We start from the raw sequence: 26121 nt of genomic DNA, 5'->3' as shown, positions 1-26121 counted from the left end.
TGTAAATGTAGGCATGACCTATAACAAACGACTGGTCGATTTTGTTATAACCTATAACTATTGGTTATAGATGCTTCTGGCGTAGCGGATCAGTTTTTTATTCAGATCACTGGTCTCGCCTTTCCGCTGGATGAAGTAAAAGCTTCTTTCTATATGTAGCCCTTCAAAAGAAATCTCGGTCAGGTCGCCCTGCTTCAACTCCTTGAAGACGGAGCGTTTGGGCAGAAAACCAATGCAGTCCGATTCTATCAGGAAGTTCTTCAATGCTTCGGTGCCGCCCAACCGCGCTTTTATCTGTAATGCATCAATACCGGTCTTGTGCTTCTGCAAGGCATCTTTTAAGGCCTCCAGGGTGCCGCTGCCACGTTCCCGCAGTGCTACAGGCATCCGCAGCACCTCTTTCAGCGGATAATGCCGCGCCTTTGAAAAACCGCTCTTCCTGCCGCATACAGCTATGACCTGGTCATTGATGAAAGGATGGTACACCACATTGGTGAGCTTTCCCCGGCCTTCAATGATGCCCAGATTGATCTCCTGATTGAGCAGCGCCTCCAATACAATCTCGGCATTACGGTTCAACAGGTTGATCTCTACCTGCGGATATTCCTGCTGAAAAGCGGAAAGCACCTTGGGCAGGATATACAGCGCTACGGTGGTGCTGGCGCCTAGTTTCAGTAATCCTTTGGCCTGGTGTTTGTCACTGAAGGCGGCCATCTCAAACTCCGTTTCTGCCTGTATATTGGCAACCTGCAATAGACGCTTCAGCAAAAAACTGCCGGCATCAGTCAGCGATATCTGGATGCCTTTACGCTCAAACAACCGGGTCCTATAATATTCTTCCAGGTATTTCACATGCTTGCTGATGGCGGGCTGGGAGATAAACAGGGTTTGGCTGGCCTTGGAGAAACTTTTCTCCCGGGCCACTTCAATAAAAACCTGATGGTGGGTAGAAAGCATAACGGATATGAATTACGAATGAGGAATTGAGGGCTGTATTTGTTATAACAATTTACAGGATTAGTTGCCATTTTCTTCGTCTTTTATTATCACTATCGTATCTTTCCGCATCCGGAATGGCTGGATACGCCGGCCCGCTTTGGATGGACGGGCGTTGACCTGTTTTTTGTGCTTAGCGGCTACCTTATAGCGGGACAGCTATTCAGAGAAGTGGCAGACACAGGAACGGTTAAACTGAAACCGTTTTACATCAAACGTTTTTTCCGGATCATCCCGCCGTACTTGCTGGTACTGGCATTGTATGTATTGCTCCCTGTTTTCCGGGAGAAAGAAATGCTGCCTCCCTTGTGGAAATTTCTCACTTTCACGCAGAACTTCGGGCTGGACCTCAAAACGCACGGGACTTTTTCCCATGCCTGGTCGTTATGTGTGGAGGAACAGTTTTACGTCGTGTTTCCCTGTTTACTTGCCTTGTTGTTATTTGTAAAAGCTGGCCGTAAGGCCTTCTGGCTGATACCGGCGCTTTTTGCCGGAGGATTTTTGTGCCGCTGGTGGATATACACGCAGCGGGTGGCGCCGCTGGACGATAGTCCCAACTTTTGGGTGGTGTGGTACCAGGCTATTTATTATCCGGTGTACAACCGCCTGGATGGCTTGCTGGCTGGTGTGTCTATTGCAGCACTGTTCCAGTTCAGGCCGCCGGTGAAGGAATGGGTCAACCGTTATGCCAACCTGATTTTCATTGTGGGCCTGGCATTGCTGACTGCTGCCTGGTTTATAACCGAAGATAGTTTTTCTCTCATAGCCACCGTATATGGTTTTCCGTTAGTATCTGCCGGGTACGGCCTGGTTGTAGCGGCGGCGGTATGCCCGCATTGTTGGCTATACAGAATCAATTCCCGTGTCACCACATCGATTGCCGCGCTTTCCTATGCTATTTACCTGAGCCATAAAGGAGTGATACATGTGACACAGGACCTGCTGGGTTCCCTCGGCCTCGCCAAAAACAGCGGCTGGACGATGCTGATCTGTACCATTACCTGTATACTGGCTGCGTGGTTGATCCGTATCCTGATCGAGATACCGGCGCTGAAAATGCGGGACCGTGTCCTGGGCCGGACACCCATTGCCTATGATACACGGCAGCCGCAAAAGAAAGTAGCCTGACGGGTATTAATGGGCCACTTTGCCATCTACCAGGTGAATAACCTTATCGGAACGTTTGGCAAAATCATCATCGTGGGTAACGGTGAGGATGGTTTGTCCCCGTTCTGAAGACAACTGGCGGAACAGATCGAATACGATGGCGGCATTTTGGCTGTCCAGGTTGCCTGTCGGCTCGTCACCCATTATAATCAGCGGTTCATTGATCAATGCGCGGGCAATGGCCACCCTTTGCTGCTGGCCCCCGGAAAGCAGGGATGCCCGCTTGGTGGCCTGCACATCTACCCCCAGCAATTTTAACAGGTCCATGGCCCGGTGTTCGACTTCAGCGGGGGAATAACGGGCCAGCTTCAACGCAGGCAGCATCACATTGCGGAGCACACTGAATTCAGGTAACAGGTAGTGAAACTGAAACACGAAACCAATATGATGGTTGCGGAAATCCGCCAGCCACCGGTTGCGTTTGCCCTGCATCTCTTCACCGTTGATACGGATACTGCCTTCAAAAGCAGTGTCCATGGTGGATAAGAGATATAGCAGCGTAGATTTGCCACTCCCTGATTTACCGGTGATGGAAACAAAATGGCCTTTCTCTATATCCAGGCTGACGTCTGTCAGCACCTGCATTTGGGTGGGCTGGTAAAAATATTTATTGATATTCCTTACTTCTATCAGGTTCATGGTCATCCTCTTAAAATAGTGATAGGATCTACCCCGGCGGCCTTACGGGAAGGCAGGTAACCGGCAAGGGTAGTGGTGAGAATACCGAAAGTAAAACCGGTAACATAATACACAGCGCTGAAGCTCACTGGCAGATGGTCCAGCGTGATCATTACATCACTTTTATACGGTACTTTGGAAAGACCATAGGCCGCCAGAAAACCGAACAACAGTCCTATCAGCGCACCGGTAATACCGATGATAAGCGCCTGTATGAGGAATATCCAGCGGATGTCTGTATCGGAAAAGCCCATCGCTTTCAGAATGGCAATGTCTTTCATCTTCTCATAGATCATCATCGTGAGAATATTAAAGATGCCAAAACCTGCTACCAGCAAGATCGTCACGGCTACGCCATATACGATCATTTTACGCAGGGCATCGCCTGCCAGTAGCGCGGCGTTGTCCTGTTTCCAGTCAGAACCATGAAAACCGTATTTGGCCTGCAATTCCTCAGACATCGCCGGCGCCAGTTCCATATTATGCAGTTTTATTTTGATGTCGGTGATGTAGGACATCGGCACTTCGAGGAAACGCTGCACGGTGTTGAGACTGGCGTAACTCTGTTGTTTATCGATATCGGTAAGGCCCGTCTTGAAGATACCGACTACCTTTACGGAGAAGTTGTTGCCCTTTTCAGTGGTCACTTCCAGTGGGTCGCCGGTTTTTACGTTAAGGCGTTTGGCCAGCCCAACGCCCACCACGATGCTGTTGGGTAGGGTAGAAAGCTCTCTGAAACTGCCTTCCACCAATTTTGCCTGTAAATTGAACAAGGCATTCTCCTGTTCAAAACGGATACCGTTGATCGTGCCATTGATACTGCTGGAGCCAAGACGGTAAAACACTTGTGTGTTGACGGAGCCTGAAACGGCTGCTACCCGCGGATCTTGTTGAAGCGCCTGCACTATCTGCGGTCCGTCTTTCAGGTTCAGCAGAATATCTTTGGGTTTCACATGGCTGACCATGTTAATGATGCCGGGTTCGGCCCTGTCCAGTATGTTGGATGGGGCGGTCAGTATTTCGTTGTACAATCGCAGGTGCGGCGACTGCTCAAAAGCTACTGCCTGCATGAAATCATTGGAACCCTGGATGAAGCTGACCATAAAAACAAACACCGTGATACCAAAGGTGACGCCCGCGGTGGCAATGATCGTTTGTTTCAACCGGGCACGCATATGCGTGAAGGCAATGGTCGCTGACAGCTTGATATTGGTGAATGTTTTCATCGTCCTTCTTTTATGGCGATTACATCGCCGGCTTTCAGACCGGATTTTACTTCCACCCAGTCGCCATTGCGGATACCGGTGACTATGGCGGTTTTACGAAGTTCTTTGCCCTGTTGCAGGTATACGCTGTCGCCTTTCATCAGGTAATCGGAAGGCACTACCAGTGCGTTGATGCGTTCCCGTATGAGGATATTGGCTTCTACAGATGACTGCGGATAAAAGAGGGCGGTATCCTGTACCGCCGCTTCTACCTGGAAGCTGCGACTTTCTTTTTGCAGCAACGGAATGATTTTATTGATCGTGCCTGCAAACTGTTTGCCTTTGTAGACGTCGGTTTCAAAGTAAACTTTCTGGCCGGTGCGTATCTTGCTGATATCGCGTTCATCGACCAGCAGCTCCAGTTTAAATTGCCCGGGCAGTCCCACCATCACAACGGGATCATTGAGCTGGGCGAGCTCGCCTGTTTTCAGGTAGACTTTATATACCCGCCCGTTGACAGGGCTTTTCAGCACTTTCCCTTCGCGGCTTTGTGTGGTGGCGGTCAACTGTTGTTTGGCCTGCAGCAGTTTGCCGGAAAGGTCGCTTTGCAATGCCTGATACTGGTCTTGCAACGTTTTGTATTCGGTGGCACTGCTGGCCGCCTGTATACGGGCCTGTTCCGCGTCTTTCCCGGATACGGCTTTGCTTTGTGCCAACTCCGTATACCTGTCGGCGTTAAGCGCGTCCTGTTCCTTTTTCGTTTTGGCCAGCGCAATGCGGCTCTTCAGTTCTGTCAGCGCCGCGGAGTGTTCCTGTGCATTGTTGCCGGCCAGCGCCACCTGCCGTTGCAGGATGTCTACCTGCTCCAGTTGACCCGGAGTGCCCAGTACGGCCAGTACTTCATTTTGGTGCACGGTGTCACCTTCTTTCACCAGTACTTTGAGCAGCAGGTCGGCGGAATTGGCTTTCAGAAAGTAATAAGCTTCAGGCATGATTTCTCCGGAAGCATATACCGCTTCGTTTAGCGTGCGGGATTGCACGGTGTAGGTAGCGGTTTTGGATTTGCAGGCAGTGAGCAGTAGCGCCACTCCTGCGATGGAGAGTAATGTTTTCATGCAGATCTTTATTGACGTTGCAGATAGTTGAGTTCTGTGTAGTGTTTGTAAAAGTCGGTGCGCGCGTCGTTGAGTTTGGCCTGTGCGTCGTAGAGGTCCTGTTGTATCTCTTTCAGTTGTATCATGTCAATGATGCCCTTGTTGATCTTCTGTGTGCTGAGGGCTTCATTTTCCTGTGCCAGCGCAATATTTTCCTTTTGTAGCTGTATGTCGCCGGAAGCTTTTTCCAGCAGTAGTTTTTCCTGGCGGTATTTCCTTTCCTGTTCCGATTCGTATTGTTTGAAACGGCTGGAGGCCGCCAGCCATTGGGCTTTCATGCTGCGTGGCTTGGTAGATAAATTAGACCAGGACAGCGGAAAACGCAGTTCTACGCCTGCGAAGCCCACGGTAAACCATGGTGAACGGGTGATGAAGTTCATTTTGTCACCAAATCCCAGTTGCTGGTAGGAACCTTTAAAATGCAGGCTGGGGTAGTAGTTGGCCCGTGTGTTATGGTATTCTTGCGCTGCCACTGCCACTTTCAGTTGTTCTGTTTCATAATCGGGCAACTGCGAAGTGCGGTAATTGTTGATCTCCAGCGGAGGTAACGGATCAGCGGGTTGTGTGGTCAATTGACTGTCCAGCGGAAAACCCATCCAGAATTTAAGATCGAGATATGCTTCCTGCAAAGACACGCCAGCCTGTTGTACCGCTTGCTGCCTGTTTTTCAGCAGTGTGGCAGACTGGTTAAACGCAATTTTATCTGTCAGCCCTTTATCAAATTGTAGTTTGATCAGGTCGTGGATCTGCTGATAATTGCTGTACAGCTGTTGGGCCACCGTGAGATAATCCTGCTGCAGTTGTGCGCTGTAATAGGCCATGCATACGTTTTTCTGCAGGGAGCGTTGTAAGGACCGGTATTCGCTGGCGCCGGCTTGTTGTTGTAACCTGGCCAGTTTGATGGTTTGCCATGTTTTTACGTCTACCAGTGGCAGGTTGGCTTCAGCGCCGTAGTTGCCCATCCATGGGGTACCCATGCGTATGGGCACAAAGGTGCCGGCCGGCTGATTTACCAGTTCACCGGGAAATACCTGTACCGGTATCTTCCAGTAATTGTTCACGGCGGCTGTAACCGAAATGTCCGGGAGCAGTTTGGCGGTGGCGGCTTTGTGGTCCTGTGCCGCGGCTGCGGCGGATTGCGCTTTACTCAACAATTCCTGATTGTGGGTGCCGGCATAGTCGAGGCACTGTTGCAGACTGAGGGCAGTCGTAGGTTGACCGGTGTCTTTTTCAGGCATGGTCTGTCCGTCTGCCACCCGGAAAGGGATCGCCAGCAACAGTAAAATGATACCTGTTTTCATCTTAAATGATTGTTATTCTTTTAGTTCTGAACTTAGAGAACTAATTGTGGCAAAAAAAAGGCCGCTATGGTTGCGCCTTGTTGAGTGCGATGGTCCGTTTCCACCTTTCCATGATTAAAGGTAACTCCACCAGCATCATTTTATACAGCAGGGATACCTCTTCCAGTTCTTGATTTAGCTCGTCTTTCGTCTGGCGGATGGATTTAATTTCGTCAAGAATACCAAAAAACACTTTGAGCCTTTCTGTTATCGTGTGCTCGTTGAAGATGCTGGTCAGATCGGGAGAAAAATAGCGTTTTCTTTGGCCGCCCATGGTTTTAGAGGAAATCATTTTCGTCGATTCCAACATCTTGATGGCGTTGGATACGGCGCTTTTACTGACCTTGAAGTAATCCACGATCTGCTCAAACGTTGCCTGATGGCCTTCACACAGTAGCAGGTAAATATATGTCCGTGATGCCACAGGAGTAAGGCCAAGGCCTTCCATGGCAGCGCTCAGTTTCTCTATCCTGTCTCTGTTTTTTTCCAAGGCTGTTGTTTTTCGTCTCCACAAAATTGAAAAAATAAAGTTGGTTCTCCAAACAAAGAACCAACTTTATTTTCCCGGAGATAAGATCAGATGGCCTCTACACTGGCCAATCCTTTCTCTACGGCAGTTTCCTTGGTGGCAGACATGCCGGCGCCTTCTATACGGTAGGTGGTAATGTCCGTAATGCCTACAAAGCCCAACACATACCGCAGATAGGGCTCAGCGAAGTCAAAAGGCTGCATGGGGCCTTCGGAGTAGATGCCATTGGACGCAATGGCGAGGTACACCTTTTTACCGGTGAGCTGCCCGGCAAACCCTCCGTCTTTATAGTTCACGGTTTTGCCGGGCCTTACGATGTGGTCTATCCATGCCTTGAGCGGGGCCGGCAGGTTAAAATTATAAAGCGGTACGCCGATCACAATAGTATCAGCCTCCTGCAATTGGGTGATAGTAGCGTCAGATGCTTCCAGCAACACCTGCTGCTCAGTGGTGAGCGCTTCTGAAGGCGTTCTGTAGGCATCTACCAGTTCTTTATGTAACCATTGCCAGGATTGTCCGGTTACGTCGTTAATGACAACTTCCTTGTCCGGGTGCCGTTGTTGCAGCCTTTCCACGATACGGTTGCCCAGCAATATGCTATTGGACGCTTCTCCGCGTGCACTCGATATGATATGCAAGATGTTTCCCATGATCTGTTTTTTTAGATACTTTTGTTGTGTTCTGAAAAAGAACTTTTTTGCGGTACAAAAGTACCTGCCTTTAAAAGCTATACTATCAACATAACCTGTAGGTTACTGCTAACCTGTGGGTTAGTAAAACCGGATATATATGGAAACAGCAACACTTACAGAAGTCCGTGATGGCGTTAAATGTATTGAGATGATGCCGGCGGCGGAAGATGCCTTGTATATTATCGCCGGCAAGTGGAAGGTGCGTATCCTGATGGCCCTGGGAATGGGAGACAAACGTTTTAATGAACTACAACGCGCATTGTCGGGAATTTCCGCCAGGGTATTGTCCAATGAACTGAAAGACCTGGAACTAAACGGCCTCGTTACCAAACAGACATTGGCCAATGGTACGATCCTGTATGTGCGGAATGACTATGCAGATTCTCTGCGGGGCGTGATGAGTGAACTGGCCAAATGGGGACTTCTTCACAAACAGAAAATACGAAACCGGGAAATATGACCGGAAAAAAGCAACTATGATCAGACCTGAAATTATTATCGCGGTAAAAGACGTAGAGAAAAGCTCCGCCTGGTACCAGCAGCTGCTGGGCTGTGAAAGCCGGCATGGTGGTGGTACTTTTGAAATCCTCGCTGACCCGGAAGATGATACGGTGGTATTATGCCTGCACAAGTGGGCCGCACATGGACACCCTACTATGACTGATCCCAAGGTGACACCAGGCAACGGATTGATCCTCTTTTTCCGCGTAACCGCTTTCGAAGAAGCCTGGGACAAAGCCCAACAACTGAAAGCGATCGTCGAAGAACCTCCGCATGTTAACGCCAACTCCGGCAGAAATGAATTCTCGCTTAGAGATCCGGATGGATATTATGTGTCTGTTACGGATTAATATACATTACAAACCCACGGAATCCACGGAACCCACGGAACCCAGGGCTGAAGCCCTGGGCTACGATGTTATTCAGGTTCTTTCGAATTTGGGTACTGTTATTTTATGCACAACAATATCCCGGTCATTCAACATAATAGGTCATTCAACATAAACGATTGAATTCTTAATTTGAAAGAAATTGAATAACATCGTAGCCCAGGACTTTAGTCCTGGGATTATTCGGATTCGGATTCGGATTCGTATTCGAATTCGAATTCGAATTTGGATTTGGATTTGGATTCGGAATGGGAATACGAATACGAATACGATTACAGCTGCGATTGACAATATTGACGATATCTCATCAACGCCTCTACGTAATAATAATCTGCATACGACAAGGGTACATTGATCTCCACACCATGGGGCAGGGAACCTACGCTTTTCATCAGGATAAAATTGTTGTTCTCACCTTCTTTAGCGCGGTAGGTATCGGATGAAAGTCCGGTAATAATTTGTTCTGCTGTTTTCCAATAGGTATCTGCTTGTTTACCTTTTACCAGTGTACTGAGTTCCAGCAGCGCAGAGGCCATGACGGCGGCTGCGGAAGCATCGCGGTACGCGTGAGGGATGTCCGGCGCATTAAAGTCCCAGTAAGGGATATGGTCTTTTGGCATTGCAGGATGATGCAACAGGAAACCGGCTACGGCTACTGCCTGCTGCAAATACCGCGGGTTGCGGGTTTCCTGGTACATCATGGTGTAGCCGTACAGTGCCCAGGTCTGCCCTCTGGCCCAGGCCGACGAATCGGCGTTGCCCTGAAAGGTCTTTTTAGCTACGGGTTGACCGGTCAGCGTATCATAGTCAATGACATGCCAGGTGCTGAAGTCCTTGCGGAAATGATGCTGCAGCGTGGTGTTGGCATGTTTTATGGCGATGTGGTAATAAGAGGAATCACCACTTTCCCGGGTGGCCCATGTGAGCAGTTCCAGGTTCATCATATTGTCGATGATAACGGGAAACTGCCAGTTGCCATGGTCCCACGACCGGATGCAGTTCACTTTGTTGTTAAAGCGTGATGCCAGCGAGCGGGCGCTGTTCAACAGCACCTCACGGTAGCCTGCCTGTGGCGCTATGCGCAGCGCGTTGCCATAGCTGTTGTACATCATAAATCCGAGGTCGTGGGTCTGCCGGTTGAATTGTTCTTTTTCCAGCAGCTGCATGCGTTTGTTGGCTTCAGCCAGTATCTGCGGGTCTTTGCTGTATTCATAGAGATACCACAGCGTGCCCGGATAAAAACCGCTGGTCCACCAGCGGGATTCCGCTGTCATCAATGTTCCGTCTTTAGCGGTGGTGCGGGGCAATCTGTCATCAGGCAGCGTGGCGGCCATGTGTTTGTACTGCCGCACCGAAAAGGACAGTGCATCTTCCACGATCTGTTTCATGGCAGGCGTCATCTTCCTTGTTTTCGTTTGTGCCTCACTGTTATAGGACATGATCGCGCAACAGATCATCAGGCACCAGCCCATTTTTCCCATCTTCATATTGTTGTTATTTCAGGTAGTTGTATACGGAGTCCAGTTTAAATTGTTTCTGTGATTCCACGTTGGGCCGCGGTGTTTTGTCGATCTCTGAGAAATAATCTGTATGGTCCCAGATGAGCTTACCGCCGGTAACGCGCGGATCGCCTGTGGCGATGAGGTGCGCCTGCATCCTGGCGGAGAGGGAATCTTTCAGGCGTGCATAGCGTTGATCTGTGGCGAGGTTGTGCAGTTCATCGGGATCGTTTTTAATATCGAATAATTCTTCTGCCGGCCTTTTAGCGAAGCCCAGTTCAAAGAAGGGCTTGATGGCTGCGCTGTCTTTATGGGCCATGATGTAGCATTTGGCCAGTCCCGGATAATGCAGCATGTAAGGGTCTATGTCGCCATACAGCGGAGGATCGCCGGCAGGCCATCTGTCAGGCTCATAGTTACGGATGTAGAGATAGTCCGGGGTGCGGATAGCTCTGCCAGGATAACCCAGTCCATGCTGCCGTACAAACGCATGCCTTTCCCTGCCCAGCACTACATAATCGCGCGCGGGAGCGGTTTGTCCTTTGGTAACGACGGGTAACAGGCTTTTACCGGTCATCTCTTTGGGGATGGCTACCTGTCCCAGCTCCAGGAACGTAGGGGCGAGATCGTTAAGCGTCACCAGGTGATCGGTAGTTTCATTCTCCCTGAACTTGCCGGGCCATGAAATGATGAGTGGCACATGCGTGCCGAAGTCGTACAGGTTGGCAAGGCCGCGTGGCATCTGCCAACCGTTGTCGCTGCACACAATGATGACGGTATTTTCCAGGTCGCCACTTTCCCGGAGCTGTTGGAGGATGCCGCCCAACTCACGGTCAAAGGTTTCTACGGCGGCGTAGTAATCAGCAATGTCGGTACGCACATCTTTACGGTCGGGGAGGTAACCCGGCACATGAACGCTGTCTGCGTGTATGCCTGCCCGTTCTCCGCTGCCTACCTCATAAGGGCGGTGCGGTTCATGGCTGCTCACCCAATAGCACCAGGGGGCGCCTTTACGGGCGGACAGGAAATCGCCGAAGTTGTGGAATTCATTCCCGGCAGGATTCCGCTTGCGTTGGTTGGCGGTAAAACTGCCCGGTCCCCAGCCTTTTCCCTGAAAACCGATTTCATAGCCGGAAGCCTCCAGCAGGTCGGTATAGAGTTTGAATTTTGTAGGAAGAACACCCCAGAGGTTGGCGCCTTCTTCGATACGCCAGATATCCTGGCCGGTGAGCATAGCGGCCCTGGCTGGGGTGCAGGAAGGAGAGCTACAGAAGGCGTTGGTAAACCGGACGCCCTGGTGGGCTATCAAATCCATGTTGGGTGTTCTGACGGTTTTATCTCCATAACAACCGGCATGGTTCCATGACTGGTTGTCGGACATGATCATCAGGATGTTAGGCCTTTTTTTCTTTGGTGAACAGGCGGCGCCGAGCAGACATAACAGCAAGGCGGCCGCCAGATGACGGAAGGTGTTTATGGTCATATTATCGGGTTTTAATGATGGATGGCAGGACGTCGATCGCTTCGGTGGACTGCCCGTTTTCGGTGAGTACGGTGCTGTGCTGGTATTTGTGCTGTCCCTGCCTGAAATTGCCGCTGCCGTAATGGAGGGCGGTGGACTGGTCGTCGTTGAAAATATAGAGCAACGGCGCTTTGCTGTCGTCCAGCTCGGCTATGATATGCCACGGGCCGATATGCCATTCGCCGTTTTGTTGCGTTACGGCGAGTGTGGCGGCGTTAGGTGGTCCTACCTGCATCACAGTCAGCAGACGGGCCTGTTGTTGTGGCGTCGTGGTAACGCCGCAATGCCATTGTTCGGTAAAGGGTACAATGTTGCCATCGTCGTCTGTTTTACCTTTCCAGTTAATGGCGGGTGCATTAAAACGTTGGTGCACCACCGTATTTAATTGCGTATGTGCGTAGACGTATACGCCGGCTTTTACGCCCGGTTCATTGATGGTGAACATGTTGCCGTTACCCTGCCGGATGGTATAGGGGCTATGCGCCTGCCACGTCCATTTGATGGGCTGTTTGGCGGCCAGTTCATCATACAGCACAATAATGTTGCTGTCGAGCATCAGCATATGCCGGCGGTAGCGGGTAACACCGGGATCGCCGAAGCCATTTTGACGATCGGGTTGCAGCTGATTAAGCTCGAGATGCCCTAACCAGAACGGAGCGGTCACAGCACCATAGGCATTGGAAGCATCCCCCAGCGTGTATTGTATCCGTTTACCTGCAATATGACGGGGCATCCAGCCGTAACCATTTTCCCCGATGCGCTGCCCGAGGCTGTCGGCCAGTATGGTGCAGTAAGCGCGGGAGCTACGGTAGTGCAGCAGGTTATGGGCATCACTGAAATTGCTGTAAAAGCCGCTGCCACCAAAGATCAGTTTGCCGCCGTAGTTGATGTTGAATGCGTTTTGGCTGGCATGACCATGACCGGAAGATCCGAATGGATTAGCACTCAGGGAGGCCATCAGGTCTTTACGGGTATCATCTATATGAGAATGCATCATGGTAAGCCCTACGTCCGGGAAAGTGCGGGAGGCGGGCAAAGCCGCGGGAGAAACAACTTTCGGCTGTCCGGTTTCTTTTACGAGCAACCGGAACAATGCAAAATCTTTATCTCTCCGGAAGTAATCGGGAAACTGCTGCTGTATCGTATGTACGTACCAGTTAAAATACGGATTGTTCACCTTGCGAGACAGCGCTTCCGCAAATACGGCCGGTGTCCGGGCGGTGGTGGACAGGTTCTCATGCATGTCGCCCATGGCCACAGAAGCCGATCCCGGAGGATAAGAGTATAGCAGGTAATAAGGCAGGTTTTGCATCCACGGGGTAGCGAAATAATCCACTCCGCTCAGGTCACCAAACAACAGTGACAGGTAGGCGAGCGATACAAAATGAACGCGGAAGTAACCATTGCCTTCATGCCAGCCTCCGTCAGTAGAGCCGAGCACCGGAAAACGTGCGCTCCATACTTCGTAGGCGTACTGTAACCACTGGTTGGCCGGTGGTGCATCGTGTGCCAGCGCTACGGCCGCAATAGAGAAATTGCGCAGGATATGCTGCCATACGTGGTTATCGCACAGCTGCAGCTCGAAGCGGTTGACCAGGTTGCGATAGATACCGCTTCCCCGGCGGAGGATGGCTTGTTGCAACGCATCCCGCTGCGCAGTGGTGAGCCGGTCGTAGGCCATGTCATAAGCCCAGGCCATGCCTTCCATGACGTTGCCGTTGTTGAAATCATCGCGGGTACCGAAACCGGACAGGTCGAGACTGGCCAGGTGCATGGCACGGCGGACGGCCTCTGTAGCGTAACGGTTATCGCCGTTGAGCCAATAGGCGGTGCAAAGCTGACGAATAGGCTGTGCTACCTTTTCACCGAAACCATGATACATGAATTCGATCATTTTTTCCTGCTGCTGTGCGGTCATACCGGTGGTATCACGGGGCCGCGTAGGTTTTTCTTCTGCCAGCGGAGCGTTGATCAGTTTGTCAGCGGAACGCAGCAGTGCAGTGGCTTCTGCGTCGTTACGGTTGTCGCTGCGGAAAGTATTCAACTGTGCCTGCATGTTCCATAAACGGGGATGCGGCTTGCGGGCCTTCTCCATCATCTGCGGCAGTGTAGGCGTTATCGTTGGATCTGCGATGTAGAAGGACCGTAGCGGCGACCAGGCCCACGCATCTTTGTCCTGTGCACGGGAAGCATATTGCCAGTACCATTTGCCGGATTGCAGCGGGGCATGCAAGGCGTACATGGCCCAGGGAAGGGTATCGCTTTGTTGGGTACGTCCGGCCGGGAAGAGGCTGTCCTGGCTGTAACGGACAAGGTAACGGGTATTTTTACCGGCAACAGCCGGCCATAACAGTGCCTGGGGATCAGTAGCGCCATTGGCCGGAAATGGCCAGCTGCGCTCCCGCATATGCAGGAACGGCGCCGTGACAAATTGATTGGCATCAGGCAACTGTTGCGCGGTAACCTTTAGTGTGAACATAATAGCAAAGCATGCCGGCCAGCGATGGAGAAGACGCATCTTATGGTTTTAAAGGGGTGAAAGGATCATCTGTGGAAAGACACCACTGACGCAGGTAGTGCCGGAATTGCTCCTGTATATGCCGGAAACGTTTGTCGGCAGAGAGAGGGTGCATCTCGCCGGGGTCCTGTTGCAGATCGAACAACTGTTCCCGGATAGGGCCTTTGTCATACACAATGTATTTGTAACGGGCGGTGATAACGGCTCTGCCATCAATATCGAGCGACTTTTCATTGTCGGCGAAGGTGGTGGCGATGACCAGGGTATCGCGCCAGGGCTGCCCGTGGCTACTGAGGAGCGGTCGCAGGCTGCGTCCGGCCAGATAGGCAGGCTTAGGAGCGCCTGCATAGTCGCAAAGGGTAGGGATGATATCAGTACCGTTACACACCAGCTGCTCGCTGGTACTGCCGGCGGGGATACCCGGCCCGGCAATGATCAGGGGCACACTGGCGGATTCTTCATAAAGCACCTGCTTCTGGTTCCAGCGATGCGCCGCATAGCCATCACCGTGATCACTGGTGAAGATGACGATGGTATTATCTTCCAGCTTGTATTTGCGGAGGGTCTCCAATACCATGCCTACATACTGGTCTACCTGTTCAGTCAACCGGTTATAGGCCCAGCGGTAAGCTCGCCATTGGTCTGGTCGCCATTGCAGCGTAGGATAGGTACGGTAGTTGGAGTGTTGCTGTTCCCGTACGACGGGCGGCTCCTGCGCCGGAATGTCGAAATTGGCCGGCAGGGCGGGCCAGTGGCTGCTGTCGGGCAATGGTGGCAGTACGTCCATTTTCATGTCATCGCCACGTGCCCATTCGCAGATATCATGTGGGTTCACAAAGGAGGCCACGAGAAAGAATGGCTGCCGGCTGTTTTGTTTGATGAAAGCCGCACAGTCGGCAGGGGTGGAAGCATCCATCCAGTCACGCATCTGTATGTTTTTCATATACTGGAAACCATGACGGGCACTATCGGATGTCAGCAGAGGGATATGCCATTTACCGACATACCCGGTGCGATACCCGGCGGCTTTCATGAGCCGCCCGGCCATCATCACGGTGTCGGGCCAACGGTTTTCTTTGTCGGATGCATTGGTAGTGATCTGCATTTGATGCGGCATGCGTCCGCTGAACATACTGATACGCGACGGCGTGCAGAGCGGCTGTGCGCAATATGCCCGGGTGAAACGTATGCCTCTGGCGGCAAGACGGTCCATAGCCGGCGTATGCAGTTCCTTGTTGCCTGCAACGCTCATGGCCTGCGCGGTCTGCTGGTCGGTGATGATCCACAAGATGTTAGGGCGTGCAGGCGTCACCGTTTGTGCGGTAGTATGCAGGCTCCAGAGAGCCCCGAGGCACCATAACCATGGTCGGAAGATCCTGTTCATTTTTCTGTGGGATTAGTGTCTTTGTATTGCTGCTGTAAAGCCAGCAGCTGTTGTTTCAGGCTGCCGGTTACCTGGGAATAAGCCGGGTTGCCATACTGATTTTTCATCTCATGCGGGTCCTGCTGTAAATCATAGAGTTCCCATTCATCAAGGTCATTGTAAAAATGTATCAGCTTGTAACGTGCTGTACGGATACCGTAATGCCGTTTTACCATGTGCCACGACGGATATTCGTAATAATGATAGTAGGTAGCGGTGCGCCAGCCGGCAGGAGCCTGACCGTTGCCCGCCAGCAAAGGCTTCAATGATTTTCCCTGCATGTCGGTGGGAATGGGTACGCCTGCATAATCCAGCAGGGTAGGCGCAAAATCCACGTTCATGGCAAAAGCATCGCTGGTACTACCCGGACGGATACCTGGCGGGTATCGTACCAGCAGCGGCATACGGTAACATTCTTCATACATCATCCGCTTGTCAAAGAAGCCATGTTCGCCCAGGAAAAAGCCCTGGTCGGAGGTATACACGATGATAGTGTTGTCCAGCTCGCCGGTTTCTTCAAGATATTTCAACAGCCGGCCTACATTGTCATCAACGGCTTTTACACAGGCGAGATAGTCCCGCATATACTGCTGGTACTTCCAGCGTACGAGGTCTGCACCTTTGGGTTTCAGCCGGTTGTATTCGGCCACACGGCCCGCATAGGCTATGTTCCACTGCGCTTTCTGGGCAGGCGTCAGGCGGTTGTATACCTGGAAGAACCGGTGCAGGTCTTCTGCCTTGTTGTTGGCTTGTTTGTAATCATCTCCTTTGGAGTCTTTGAACGTACGGTGCGCGGGACGTTGTTCCATGGCATGCAACGTATCAGCTGCCGCAATTTTCAGGTCCCAGGCGTCCCACATATCTGTGCTGATGTTCATCAACTGCTCTTTGGATGCCCTTCCGCGGTCACTGAAATCGTCGAGCAGATTGGGCGGCTCGGGAAAGGTAACGCTGTCGTATATCCCCAGGTCTCTGATAGCGGGCATCCAGTTGCGGTGCGGCGCTTTATGCTGATAGATCAGCAGATAAGGTTGCTGTTTGTTGCGATGCTCCAGAAATCGTATAGCCTTGTCTGTGATCACATCTGTCACGTAACCCTGCTCCGGAATAGTATCACCGTTTTCAATGAAGCTGGGCTGGTAGTATTCCCCCTGGTTGGGCAAGATGCTGTAGTAATCAAACCCCACCGGCAGCGAGCCCAGATGCCACTTGCCGATCATCGCAGTTTGATAACCTGCCTGGTGCAACAGCTGCGGATATATCACCTGGCTGCTGTCGAAGCTTTTGGCATTGTCAGTCAGCCCATTGATGTGATTGTATTTCCCGGTGAGGATAGTGGCCCGGGAAGGGCCACACACGGCATTGGTGACAAAACAGTTGCGGAACAACATCCCCTCACGGGCCAACCTGTCCAGGTTAGGCGTACGGACCAGTGAGGTATCATAACAGCTCATCGCACGGGTGGTATGGTCGTCTGTCATGATGAAGATGATATTGGGCCGTTTCTCCGGCTTCTTGGGCGCACAACTGCATAACATGGCAAGTCCTGCACAACAGCCCAGGGCGTTGCGGAAGAGCGTTGATCGCATAGGATTCGTTTATGGTTTCAGGTTATATCCCAGTTCGTATGATTGTTGATCTATCGTAACGGTAGCGCTTACACAGCTTTCATCAGCAGCCTTTATGGCCGCCTTAATAGCAGGTGCTTTGCCGGTCACCGGATAGATGACGGTAATAAAACGCTGCGGTTTATTGTCCTTTTTGGTGGATTGGAAAGCATATGCATCCCGTGGCTCTTTCTGCCGGTACTGATAAGATACGTAGCTGTCTTCCTTGACCATGGTAGCGGCTTGCGCCGGGAAACACTGCAACAGCACATTGTTGTGATCGGTGAAGTCCGTGGTAGCTTTGAACGCTTTCAAATCGGCGGTAGTAGGCCCTTCTTTGAAACCGTAATGCAGCGCTACTTCACCGGTGGCATCTCCGATCGCTTCATCAATGATCACAAAGAAACGTTTGTCTACAAAGTAAACAGAGCGGCGATGGGTAAGTCCTTTGTAGCTCGGATTTTCATATACCAGCTGGTCCAGTTTAGGTGAAGTGCTCCATTGAAGCCTTTTCGCGTTGACTTCCATATCGGCGTTGTTCAGCGTCAGGGTATTGTGTACCCTGGTTTGCCTGAACCAGTTGCGTTCTTTCATCACGGCTTCATCACCGCCGTAAACATAACAACCGGCATCGGGAAAGAAATTGCGGCCGTTGATGTACAGTTCAAAAGTACCGTTGTCCGGCTGGCTGTGCCAGAAAGCGGGCGGACTGGCTTTGAGCACCATCATCGTGGCGTCAGGTGTCCAGCCGTTGCGGAAGATATAGATGCCGCCGTCTTTTAAGGCATTGGACTGATGCGCAGGCGGATTGCCTTTTTTGAAGTCTGAGGCGAAATAACGGATCACTTCATTGTTGGGGAATACTTTGGCCCATCCGCGGAAGCTCTTCAGCAGTCCTGATTTTTTTTCCAGCTTGGCATCGCTGAACATGGGATACGTGTAGTCCGGGAAAGAGAATTCGGTAACGGCCATGATCATGTTTTCCACGGTGGCTTTGTAAGAGGCGGGGAACTGGTCTTCAACACCATTGATCTGTAATATTTCCAGTGCCCGGCAGAATATCTGTATGGCGGCAATATGATAGTTGAAAGACAGTTCAAACTGAAGTCCGTCAGGATATACCTGTATGCCTATTTCCTTGTTGAGGATGCTGATGCCGGAAGCCCGCCATGCTGCTGCATCGCGGAATTCGGGGAAAAACGTGCCGGCGGTTACGATACGCTGTGCTTCAAACAACAGATGGTTGCCTTTTTCAGAATAATGATGCACAATGTAGTCAGCATGCGTGTAGTAGTTGCGCAGGAAAGCCAGCAGGAATTCAGGCGTAAAAGCAGGGGAGTGCAGGAAGTACTGGAACTGTGCAGTTTGACTTTCTACCCGGTGACTGATTTCCAATGGTCTCCAGGCAAAGCGGTCATTGTCTTCGGAAAGGCCTATTGGATTTTTGGCGATCCAGTCGAGATACTGGCTGGTCCATGCTTTGGCATACTGTTCTTCTCCGGTGGCGCGGTACATCTGGCCCATGGGTTCCCACCAGTACATCCGGTGCAGCTGCCAGCGCAGTTCATTGTCTTTCACCGGCCATAGTTGCCAGTTGATGTCATCTCCATAGAAATAAGGTGTATAACCTTTATGGGCAAAGAAAACATGGCGCAGGCCATCTTCTGCTTTTTTACGTTCTTCTGTATTGGGCATGGGCACCGCACCGGTGGCTTCCACCTCCGGATGATGTACGTCCTTACGTTGACGGTAGTACGCTAATAGTTGTACAGCTGCCTGGTGGTAGTCTTTCTTCAGCCAGGAAGCTTTTACCTTTTCCATTCCTTTCCGGTCGAGGTCCAGTTGGGAGAATACGCTGGTATCTGACTGTGCCAGCAGGTGCTGCTGCCCTGCCAGGAGCAGGACAGTCAGCAGCGGAAGGAAAGCCTTTAAGAAACGTGCCATGGTTTAGTATTTTGGATTTTGGGTGAGGGAAGGGTTTTCGTCGCGCTCGCGTTGCGGGATAGGGAATAGTTCGTGTTTATTGTCCTGGAAGTTGTCGCCTGCCACATAAGGGAAGGCGGCCCTGTAGGCTTTCAGTGCAGCCTGCGTGGCGCGTATTTTGGCGCCCAGCATGTTCCAGCGGATGAGGTCCCACTTACGGAAGCCTTCGAAACACAGCTCATGCGCTCTTTCATCCACAAGGGCATTAAAGAAGGCCGTTTGTGAAAGACCGGCTGTCAGGTCCGGCAAGCCTGCACGGCGGCGTACTTCGTTGACGGCGTTGTAGGCTACTGCTGTGGGCCCGTTCACTTCATTTTCCGCTTCGGCCTGCATCAGCAGCACATCGGCGTAACGTAACAGCACCCAGTTGATATCAGTGTTGTTAGGGTCTTTGGGAGCGGTGCCCTGCCAGTTGCGGCGCCATTTCCCGGGCGCCCATTTGGCATCATTGGTACCAGTCAGCTGTACGACGCCTCCATTTTTATCGATCTGGAAAGTGGCTACGGCCACGTCTCTACGGAGATCATTTTTTTCGAATGTTTTTTGAAACAGGGGATGGGTCACATAGAAGGAGTTGGCGCGGCCATAAGGGCTGGCGGCGTCACACAACGGGCTGTTCCAGGTGCCTATCACGCCACTGTTGGCAGCCTGTCCGAGCGGATTAAAGAGCGCCACTTCAAACATGCTTTCTTTCGGCTCCAGCTTCAGCGAACAATAATTGCGGAACACCTGCTCGTAGCTGGGATTCAGGAGATGTTCGCCGGAGGCGATAATCGCCTTCGTCTGCGTCAATGCGCTGTCGTAATACTGACGGTAGTTCTCTGGCCGCTTCATGGTGGCATCCTGCCGCAGGGAGTAGCCTCCGCGGTAAAGATATACACGGGCCAGAATACCTTTTACGGCGCCTTTGCTCACCCGCTCATCCTGTGCTTTGGCAGAATTCCAGGGCACCGTGGCGGCAGCCTCTTTCAGGTCGGTGATAATCTGGTCATATACTTTCTCCCGGTCTGTTCGGGGCAACTGTAGCTGCTCGGAAGGCGATTGGGTAGGCGTGGTTTTCAGGGGCACATCTCCCCATAATCTTACCAGGTCAAAGTAATACAGGCCCCGCAGGAATTTGGCTTCACCCAATAAACGGTCCAGTGTTTTTTTCTGATCTTCTGTCCCGTTTTTGTAAAGGTCCATCTCGGGTATTTTCTGGATCACCAGGTTGGCGCGGTCAATGCCGATATACAAACTACGCCATGTTTCCCGCAGCCACGGATGGGTAGGTGATACGCCGTAGTGCGCCAGTATACGTTTTTCGTCATTCAGCACGTTGCCCTGCACCTGCGCAATATCTGTGTCAATGGCGTAGGCTAGGGAGAGGTAAAAACCATAGGTGCTTTGTTCCCCGAGGATGTCATACACGCCCATGGTGGCCATGGTGGCCTGATTCACATTCTTGAAGAAAGTATTGACAGCATAGTAAGAGGAAGGATCTTCTTCCAGTTGTTTTTCACAGGCAACAGACATCATCATCAGACCGGCGGCCGCGAACGGCGTCAGTTTCCGGCATATGGCACTGCCCATGGCAGTCAGTTTATGGTAAGTCATCGGATGAGTGTTTAATGGTTTTAAAATGCAACATTGGCGCCTACAGTATAGGACCGGCTCCTGGGATAAGCGCCGAAATCAACACCGGGCGTAATACCGCCCTGGTTGCGGGTGCTTACTTCCGGGTCATAGCCGCTGTAGGAAGTGAACGTGTAAATGTTATACGCTGTGAAGTAAAGGCGACAGCTGCTCACTTTCACGCGGCCCAACAAGTTCCTGGGAAGATTATAACCCAGGCTGATATTGTTGATACGCAGGAATGAACCGTCTTCCACCATCTGGTCATAGAATTTCAGATCGCGGCCGCTGCCTTCAAGCGACGGGATAGTTTTGCCTTTGTTGACATCCGCCAATTGTGCCGGGTCGGTGATCTTATTACCACTGCCGTCGATGGTGGTCCAACGGTCTTTGATATAGCCGTAAGCGTTACGATAGGCCAGGTAAGTCTGGCTGTTCACCAGTTTGTTGGCATTGTAAATTTTATTACCATACATCCAGTTAATGAAGATGCTCAGGTCAAACCCTTTATAGGAGAAGGTATTGGTGAGGCCGCCGTAATTTTTCGGAGTGGCGTCGCCAATCACGGTACGGTCGTCGGAGGTGATCAGGCCATCTGCTTTGCCATCCGGACCGGAAACGTCTACCAGTTTCAGATAGCCTGGTTTGGGATAGTCGTTGGGGTTATAAGGGATACCTGGTTTCAGGGTATACTTTTGCGTAGCCGGGTTATAGTCGAAATCGCTGACCTGGTACACGCCATCGGATTTATAACCATACATCAGTCCTACAGGTGATCCCACCTTCACCAGGTAATCGCCTTCTTTCAGTGCGCCATAGCCCGATTCACCATAGAAGAAGCTGGGGCCGGCCAATGCTTTCACCTTGTTTTTATTGAAGGAGATGTTGAAGATGGTCCGCCATTCAAACTGTTTTTTGCTGATGTTGACGGTGTTCAACGTCAGTTCCAGTCCCTGGTTGCTGGTTTCGCCGATATTTTTCAGAACAGAAGTGTAGCCGGAGATATAAGGTACCTGTGCATTCAGCAGCAGGTCGCGGGTATTGTTGCGATAGTAGTCTGCTGTCAGTTGTATCCGTTGATCGAGGAAACCGATGTCTGCGCCTATGTTCTGGGAGATAGTGGTTTCCCATTTCAAGGCCGCGTTAGGCAAGGTGGTAGAACCCACGCCAATCACCGGTTGATCGTTTAACGGGTAGTAGTTGGTGCCCAGCAGCGACAGCGAAAGGTAATTATTGATACGGTTGTTACCGGACTGGCCGTAGGTCAGGCGGAATTTCAGATCAGACAACAGGTGTTGCTCTTTCATGAAATTCTCTTCAATGGCGCGCCAGGCCAGCGCCAGCGATGGGAAGTAGCCGAATTTGTTGCCGGAACCGAATTTGGAAGAGCCGTCGGCACGCATGCTGGCGGTGACGAGGTAACGGTCTTTGTAACTGTAATTGGCCCTGCCGAAGAAAGAGATCAGTTTCTCGTCTTCGCGGAAGGAGCGGGGAATGCCGGCCAGTGCGCCTTGTGAAAGGTCGTCGAGGCCAATGTCGCCATTGGGGAATTTGGCGGCGCTGGCTTCCACGAAGCGGGAGGCGGCATACAACTGTTCCTGTCCGATCAATACGTTCAGTTTATGTTTTCTTTTGAAGGTTTTATCAAAAGTCAGTGTGTTGGAATAGTTCCAGCTGCTGCCTTGTGTGATGCCGATGGAACCGTTGGGGCCACCGGTGCGGCGGGCGTTCACGGAGCGGTCGCCGTTGAATAAGTTGGCGTCGCGGTTATTGGTCTTCAGGCCTACCACGCCTTTATAGGTGAGGTTTTTCAGCAGCTTGTATTCCAGTGAGCCATTGAGGTAGAGTGCTTTGAGATCGGTGCTGCGGTATTCTGCGAACGCGTTGGTGCGCGGGTTCTGCATCACGTTGCCGTTGTCGTCCTGCAGGGCAGGGTCTTCGTCGGAATTAACCAGGTCCTGATCATTACCGCTTTTACCGATAGTGGGGCGGTATTGCAGGATGTTCATCAGTTTATTGAACCGGTTTTCCCCTTCGGAGGTGCCGCTGCCATAAATGTTTTGGGTGGTGTAGGTCACGCTGGCGGATGCTTTCAGCCTGTTGTTATCACTATGGTCCACACTGAGTTTGGCCACGTTCTTTTTCGCGCCGCTGTTGACCATGACACCCTGTTCGTTGTTAAAAGAATAAAACATATTGAACCGGGTGTTCTTGTTGCCGCCACTGGCGCCTATTTTATGGTACTGTGTCGTGGCATTGCCGCCGTACATTTGTTGCTGCCAGTCGATGCCCGGTCTGCCTTCATAGAGCGTTTTCAGGTCACTGAAAGCGCCGTAGCGGGTGGTAAATTTCTGTAACAGGTCAGCATCGCCCATACTTCTTTCGTAATCCATCATCACGTAATCGTAGGGAGTCATCAAATCGATCTTGCTGGTCACCTGTTTGGCGCCGTAGTACATATCGTAGGATACCTGTGTACGGCCGGTGACGCCTTTTTTGGTGGTCACCAGTACTACGCCGTTGGCGCCGCGTGCGCCATAGATGGCAGTAGCAGAGGCATCTTTCAGTACTTCGATATTTTCTATGTCGGTAGGATCGAGGAAGCTAAGGCCGTCTGTCTGCGGGAACCCGTCAATTACATAAAGCGGCTCATTGCTTTGGGTGATGGAGCCACCGCCTCTTATTTTAATGGAGATGCCTGCGCCGGGAGAGCCTTCCGCGGCAGACACCTGTACGCCCGCGGCGCGGCCGGCAAGGGCTTGCGCGACGTTCTGTACCGGTACCTTCGCGAGGTCGCTGCCTTTTACTGAAGCGATAGAGCCGGTGAGGTCGCGGCGTTTAACGGTACCGTAGCCTACTACCACTACTTCGTCCAGCCCTTTCACATCTTCCTGCAGGACCATGTTCACGGGGGCATTGTCGGTAATGGTGAGATGCATCTTACGGTATCCCATCAACGAAAATACCAGTACTTCCCCTTTAGGGGCGATTATCTTAAACTGCCCGTTGGCGGCGGAAGTAATTCCTTTGGAGGTGCCTTGTACATGTACCGCTACGCCGGGCAGGGGATTGCCGGCAGCATCAGTGATTTTGCCGGTGACGGTAATACCGGTGTCGATGGCCAGTGGGATCTCTTTGGAGAGCGCTTCCAGTTCTCCGGCAGGAAGATGTTCCAGGTTGGTGATCTTTGCCCGGGGTTTCAAAATAATGTATTGTTTGCCGAGCGGTTCAAACACCACGCCGGCAGGAGCAAGCACTTTCTCCAGTACGGTGCTGAGTTTTTCATTAATAAAAGTGCCGTCCAGCTCCGGGTAGGACTGAAAAAGATTGGTAGTATAGGAAAAACGAAGGCCGGTAAGGTCTGTGATATGTTCCAGCGCCTGCTCTACCGGTTCATGATGCAGGGTGATGCTGATACGTGCGTTCAGCGACTTCTGCGCGCGGGCATCCCTGCCATACAACAGGCCCGCCCCCAGCATCACGATAAGTAAAGGTAGAATGGTAGTACGCATAATTATAAGCAATAGCTTATTTATACAATCATTTAATTGCATAACTTCGTAATGGTTTGGTTAATAAAATGTAGAGACTAAGCCGTTTGCAGGGATGTTGACGCATCCCTGTTTTTGTTTGGTTACATGTTGACGCTGATCATATGTTAGGTTGATAATTTGTTTTTACCGGCAGCCTTCTCCGCTCCAGGTGATGCTTCCGTCCTGTACCTGGTATCTGCCATTGCTGGTGGCTGCAATGAGTTCCAATGATTGTTGTAATGACTGGTCTGTCAGGTCCACGGTAAGGCTACAGCGCTGCAGTCCCTGGCCGTTTATCTGACAGCTGATGTTAAACTTTTCTTCCAGCCGGTGTATGACTTCCGGGAAAGATGTGCTGTGAAAATTCATGTTGTACTGTGTGCCTGCTTCCAGGAGCGACTGTTCCCGGGGCACTACGGCTTTTACGGTAAACTGGCTGCTGTCTGCCACCAGTTTTTGCCGTGCCGCCAGTACGGTGGCTTGTTTTGGTTGTCCGTTGGCATGGCCGGCCACTGCTACTTTGCCGGTGAGCACACTTAGTTCCACGCCTTTGGTGGCTGACAGTACCCGTAGGTTAAAGCTGGTGCCCAGTACTTTGGCGGTATAGCCGCCAGCTTCTACCACAAAAGGCTGGCGGGGCCTCTGGGTCACTTCAAACAACGCTTCGCCTGTCAGCTGTACCTGCCGCATGTCCTCCCGGAAATGAGCAGGGTATTGCAGTTGACTGTTGGGCTTTAGCCATACGATGCTGCTATCGGGCAGTATGACTTTCTGCATGGCCAGACCGCTGTTCACTTCGTGGATAGCAGTAGTAGTGGACCACCAGTGGTAACGTTGCCCTGCCAGTAGCAGGAGCGCGCCGAGACAGGCTGCTGCTGCGAGGCCATACCAGTTATAACGTTTAGGCGCAGGCGTTGGCAAAGATTGTTCGCTCTGCATCCGCGCGGTAAGCTGTTGCAGGATGCGTTCCCGTATAACGGCCGGCGCATCGCTGTCTGCCGGTAGTATCAGTTTTTCATCATCGAACTGGTTGTACCAGTCGTTGAATTCTTCGAGTTCCGCTGCGGAAATAGTGCCTTGCAGCCATTTCTGCGCCAACTCACGGACCCTTGGTGGTGGATGTTGCATTGGTGGATTTATATATAATGACAAATAAAGAAGATAGATGTCCTAGCGGGTCAGCAAAAAAATTATAATTATTCTGAAAAGCTCTGTGAACGTGCCCCGGAGACTTTTTAACGCCCGGGTGAGATGGTTGGCGACAGTTTTTTCTGAAATATCAAGGGTGGAAGCAATCTCTTTGCGGGAGTAACCGCCTTCGCGGCTCAGCCGGTATACCAGCCGGCATTGTTCCGGCAGGGCTTTGATGGTCTGTTGCAACTGGCGTTGCATATCCGCTACCTGCAGCTGTTCCCCGGCCGACTCGTCGGCAGTGGCCCCGGTATAGGCGGTATATTTTTCATAACAACGGAAACGCTTCTGGCGTGCCAGCGTATTCAGTACTTCGTACTTCACCGCGGTAGCCAGGTAAGCAGGAAGCGAAAGGGTCACCGATATGTCGGCCCTTCGCTTCCAGATATTATAAAAGACTTCCTGTACGGCTTCTTCCGCCTCCGCCGGGTTATTCAGGCGGTTGACGGCAATCACGTACATTTTATCCCAATACCGGTTGTATAACTCAGTAAAGGCTGCTTTATCGTTCTGTTTTAGTTTGTCAAGTAATACGGAATCCCCCAGCTCTTTCATACGCATTGAACATCCCCTTAAAGAA

At 51.5% G+C, this 26121-nt stretch carries 20 protein-coding genes; 3 read left to right on the top strand and 17 right to left on the bottom strand.

All coding sequences use genetic code 11. The features are described from left to right. Positions 1-57 precede the first annotated feature (57 nt). On the bottom strand, positions 58-957 hold the full coding sequence (locus HHL17_RS19925) for a LysR family transcriptional regulator (RefSeq protein ID WP_169226551.1): 900 nt from the start codon (positions 955-957) through the stop codon (positions 58-60). 69 nt (positions 958-1026) lie between these two features. Here HHL17_RS19925 and HHL17_RS19920 point away from each other — a divergent pair, with 69 nt between their 5' ends. Next, positions 1027-2124, top strand: a complete 1098-nt coding sequence (locus tag HHL17_RS19920) for an acyltransferase family protein (protein WP_169227213.1) — start codon at positions 1027-1029, stop codon at positions 2122-2124. A gap of 6 nt (positions 2125-2130) precedes the next feature. Here the strand turns inward: HHL17_RS19920 and HHL17_RS19915 are convergent, their stop codons facing one another. From HHL17_RS19915 to HHL17_RS19890, 6 genes are all read right to left on the bottom strand, one after another. Continuing rightward, the gene (locus tag HHL17_RS19915) at positions 2131-2802 is read right to left on the bottom strand and encodes an ABC transporter ATP-binding protein (protein ID WP_240975922.1); all 672 of its coding nucleotides are present in this window, start codon (positions 2800-2802) and stop codon (positions 2131-2133) included. Positions 2803-2804: 2 nt separating this feature from the next. Beyond that, positions 2805-4067 carry an ABC transporter permease gene (locus HHL17_RS19910; RefSeq protein WP_206156102.1) on the bottom strand — a complete coding sequence of 421 codons (1263 nt, stop codon included), beginning with the start codon at positions 4065-4067 and terminating at the stop codon, positions 2805-2807. Continuing rightward, positions 4064-5161, bottom strand: a complete 1098-nt coding sequence (locus tag HHL17_RS19905; RefSeq protein ID WP_169226549.1) for an efflux RND transporter periplasmic adaptor subunit — start codon at positions 5159-5161, stop codon at positions 4064-4066. The genes HHL17_RS19910 and HHL17_RS19905 overlap by 4 nt, the downstream gene beginning before the upstream one ends. Before the next feature lie 8 nt (positions 5162-5169). Further along, positions 5170-6501, bottom strand: a complete 1332-nt coding sequence (locus HHL17_RS19900) for a TolC family protein (protein WP_169226548.1) — start codon at positions 6499-6501, stop codon at positions 5170-5172. A 64-nt stretch (positions 6502-6565) separates the two neighbouring features. Next, positions 6566-7030, bottom strand: a complete 465-nt coding sequence (locus tag HHL17_RS19895) for a GbsR/MarR family transcriptional regulator (protein WP_169226547.1) — start codon at positions 7028-7030, stop codon at positions 6566-6568. A gap of 86 nt (positions 7031-7116) precedes the next feature. Then, on the bottom strand, positions 7117-7719 hold the full coding sequence (locus HHL17_RS19890; RefSeq protein WP_169226546.1) for an FMN-dependent NADH-azoreductase: 603 nt from the start codon (positions 7717-7719) through the stop codon (positions 7117-7119). Positions 7720-7858: 139 nt separating this feature from the next. Here HHL17_RS19890 and HHL17_RS19885 point away from each other — a divergent pair, with 139 nt between their 5' ends. Together HHL17_RS19885 and HHL17_RS19880 are read left to right on the top strand one after the other, a co-directional pair. Continuing rightward, positions 7859-8221 (top strand): winged helix-turn-helix transcriptional regulator, encoded by a 363-nt coding sequence (locus HHL17_RS19885; protein ID WP_169226545.1) that lies wholly within the window; start codon positions 7859-7861, stop codon positions 8219-8221. Between the two features lie 16 nt (positions 8222-8237). Beyond that, complete coding sequence (locus tag HHL17_RS19880) at positions 8238-8612, top strand: VOC family protein (protein ID WP_169226544.1); 375 nt, start codon at positions 8238-8240, stop codon at positions 8610-8612. Between the two features lie 311 nt (positions 8613-8923). Here the strand turns inward: HHL17_RS19880 and HHL17_RS19875 are convergent, their stop codons facing one another. The 10 genes from HHL17_RS19875 to HHL17_RS19830 form a co-directional block, all read right to left on the bottom strand. Beyond that, the gene (locus tag HHL17_RS19875) at positions 8924-10138 is read right to left on the bottom strand and encodes a glycoside hydrolase family 88 protein (RefSeq protein WP_240975921.1); all 1215 of its coding nucleotides are present in this window, start codon (positions 10136-10138) and stop codon (positions 8924-8926) included. A gap of 7 nt (positions 10139-10145) precedes the next feature. Beyond that, on the bottom strand, positions 10146-11633 hold the full coding sequence (locus tag HHL17_RS19870; protein ID WP_169226543.1) for a sulfatase family protein: 1488 nt from the start codon (positions 11631-11633) through the stop codon (positions 10146-10148). A 1-nt stretch (position 11634) separates the two neighbouring features. Then, positions 11635-14190, bottom strand: a complete 2556-nt coding sequence (locus HHL17_RS19865) for a DUF4962 domain-containing protein (RefSeq protein ID WP_169226542.1) — start codon at positions 14188-14190, stop codon at positions 11635-11637. A gap of 1 nt (position 14191) precedes the next feature. Further along, positions 14192-15574, bottom strand: coding sequence for a sulfatase family protein (locus HHL17_RS19860; RefSeq protein WP_169226541.1), 1383 nt, complete (start codon positions 15572-15574; stop codon positions 14192-14194). Next, on the bottom strand, positions 15571-17202 hold the full coding sequence (locus HHL17_RS19855) for a sulfatase family protein (RefSeq protein ID WP_169226540.1): 1632 nt from the start codon (positions 17200-17202) through the stop codon (positions 15571-15573). Before HHL17_RS19855 ends, HHL17_RS19860 begins: the two co-directional genes overlap by 4 nt. A 9-nt stretch (positions 17203-17211) precedes the next feature. Further along, entirely contained in the window at positions 17212-19164 is a 1953-nt protein-coding gene (hepC, locus tag HHL17_RS19850; protein ID WP_169226539.1) for a heparin-sulfate lyase HepC, read from the bottom strand. A gap of 3 nt (positions 19165-19167) precedes the next feature. Beyond that, the gene (locus HHL17_RS19845; RefSeq protein WP_206156101.1) at positions 19168-20799 is read right to left on the bottom strand and encodes a RagB/SusD family nutrient uptake outer membrane protein; all 1632 of its coding nucleotides are present in this window, start codon (positions 20797-20799) and stop codon (positions 19168-19170) included. A gap of 20 nt (positions 20800-20819) precedes the next feature. Beyond that, entirely contained in the window at positions 20820-24329 is a 3510-nt protein-coding gene (locus HHL17_RS19840) for a SusC/RagA family TonB-linked outer membrane protein (RefSeq protein WP_240975920.1), read from the bottom strand. Positions 24330-24494: 165 nt separating this feature from the next. Then, positions 24495-25478, bottom strand: coding sequence for a FecR family protein (locus HHL17_RS19835; protein ID WP_169226538.1), 984 nt, complete (start codon positions 25476-25478; stop codon positions 24495-24497). 42 nt (positions 25479-25520) lie between these two features. Next, entirely contained in the window at positions 25521-26102 is a 582-nt protein-coding gene (locus HHL17_RS19830; protein WP_169226537.1) for an RNA polymerase sigma factor, read from the bottom strand. Between the last annotated feature and the right edge of the window lie 19 nt (positions 26103-26121).

This window comes from Chitinophaga fulva, from assembly GCF_012927205.1.
Classification (GTDB): domain Bacteria; phylum Bacteroidota; class Bacteroidia; order Chitinophagales; family Chitinophagaceae; genus Chitinophaga; species Chitinophaga fulva.
This window is presented reverse-complemented; position numbering and strand designations above follow the sequence as displayed.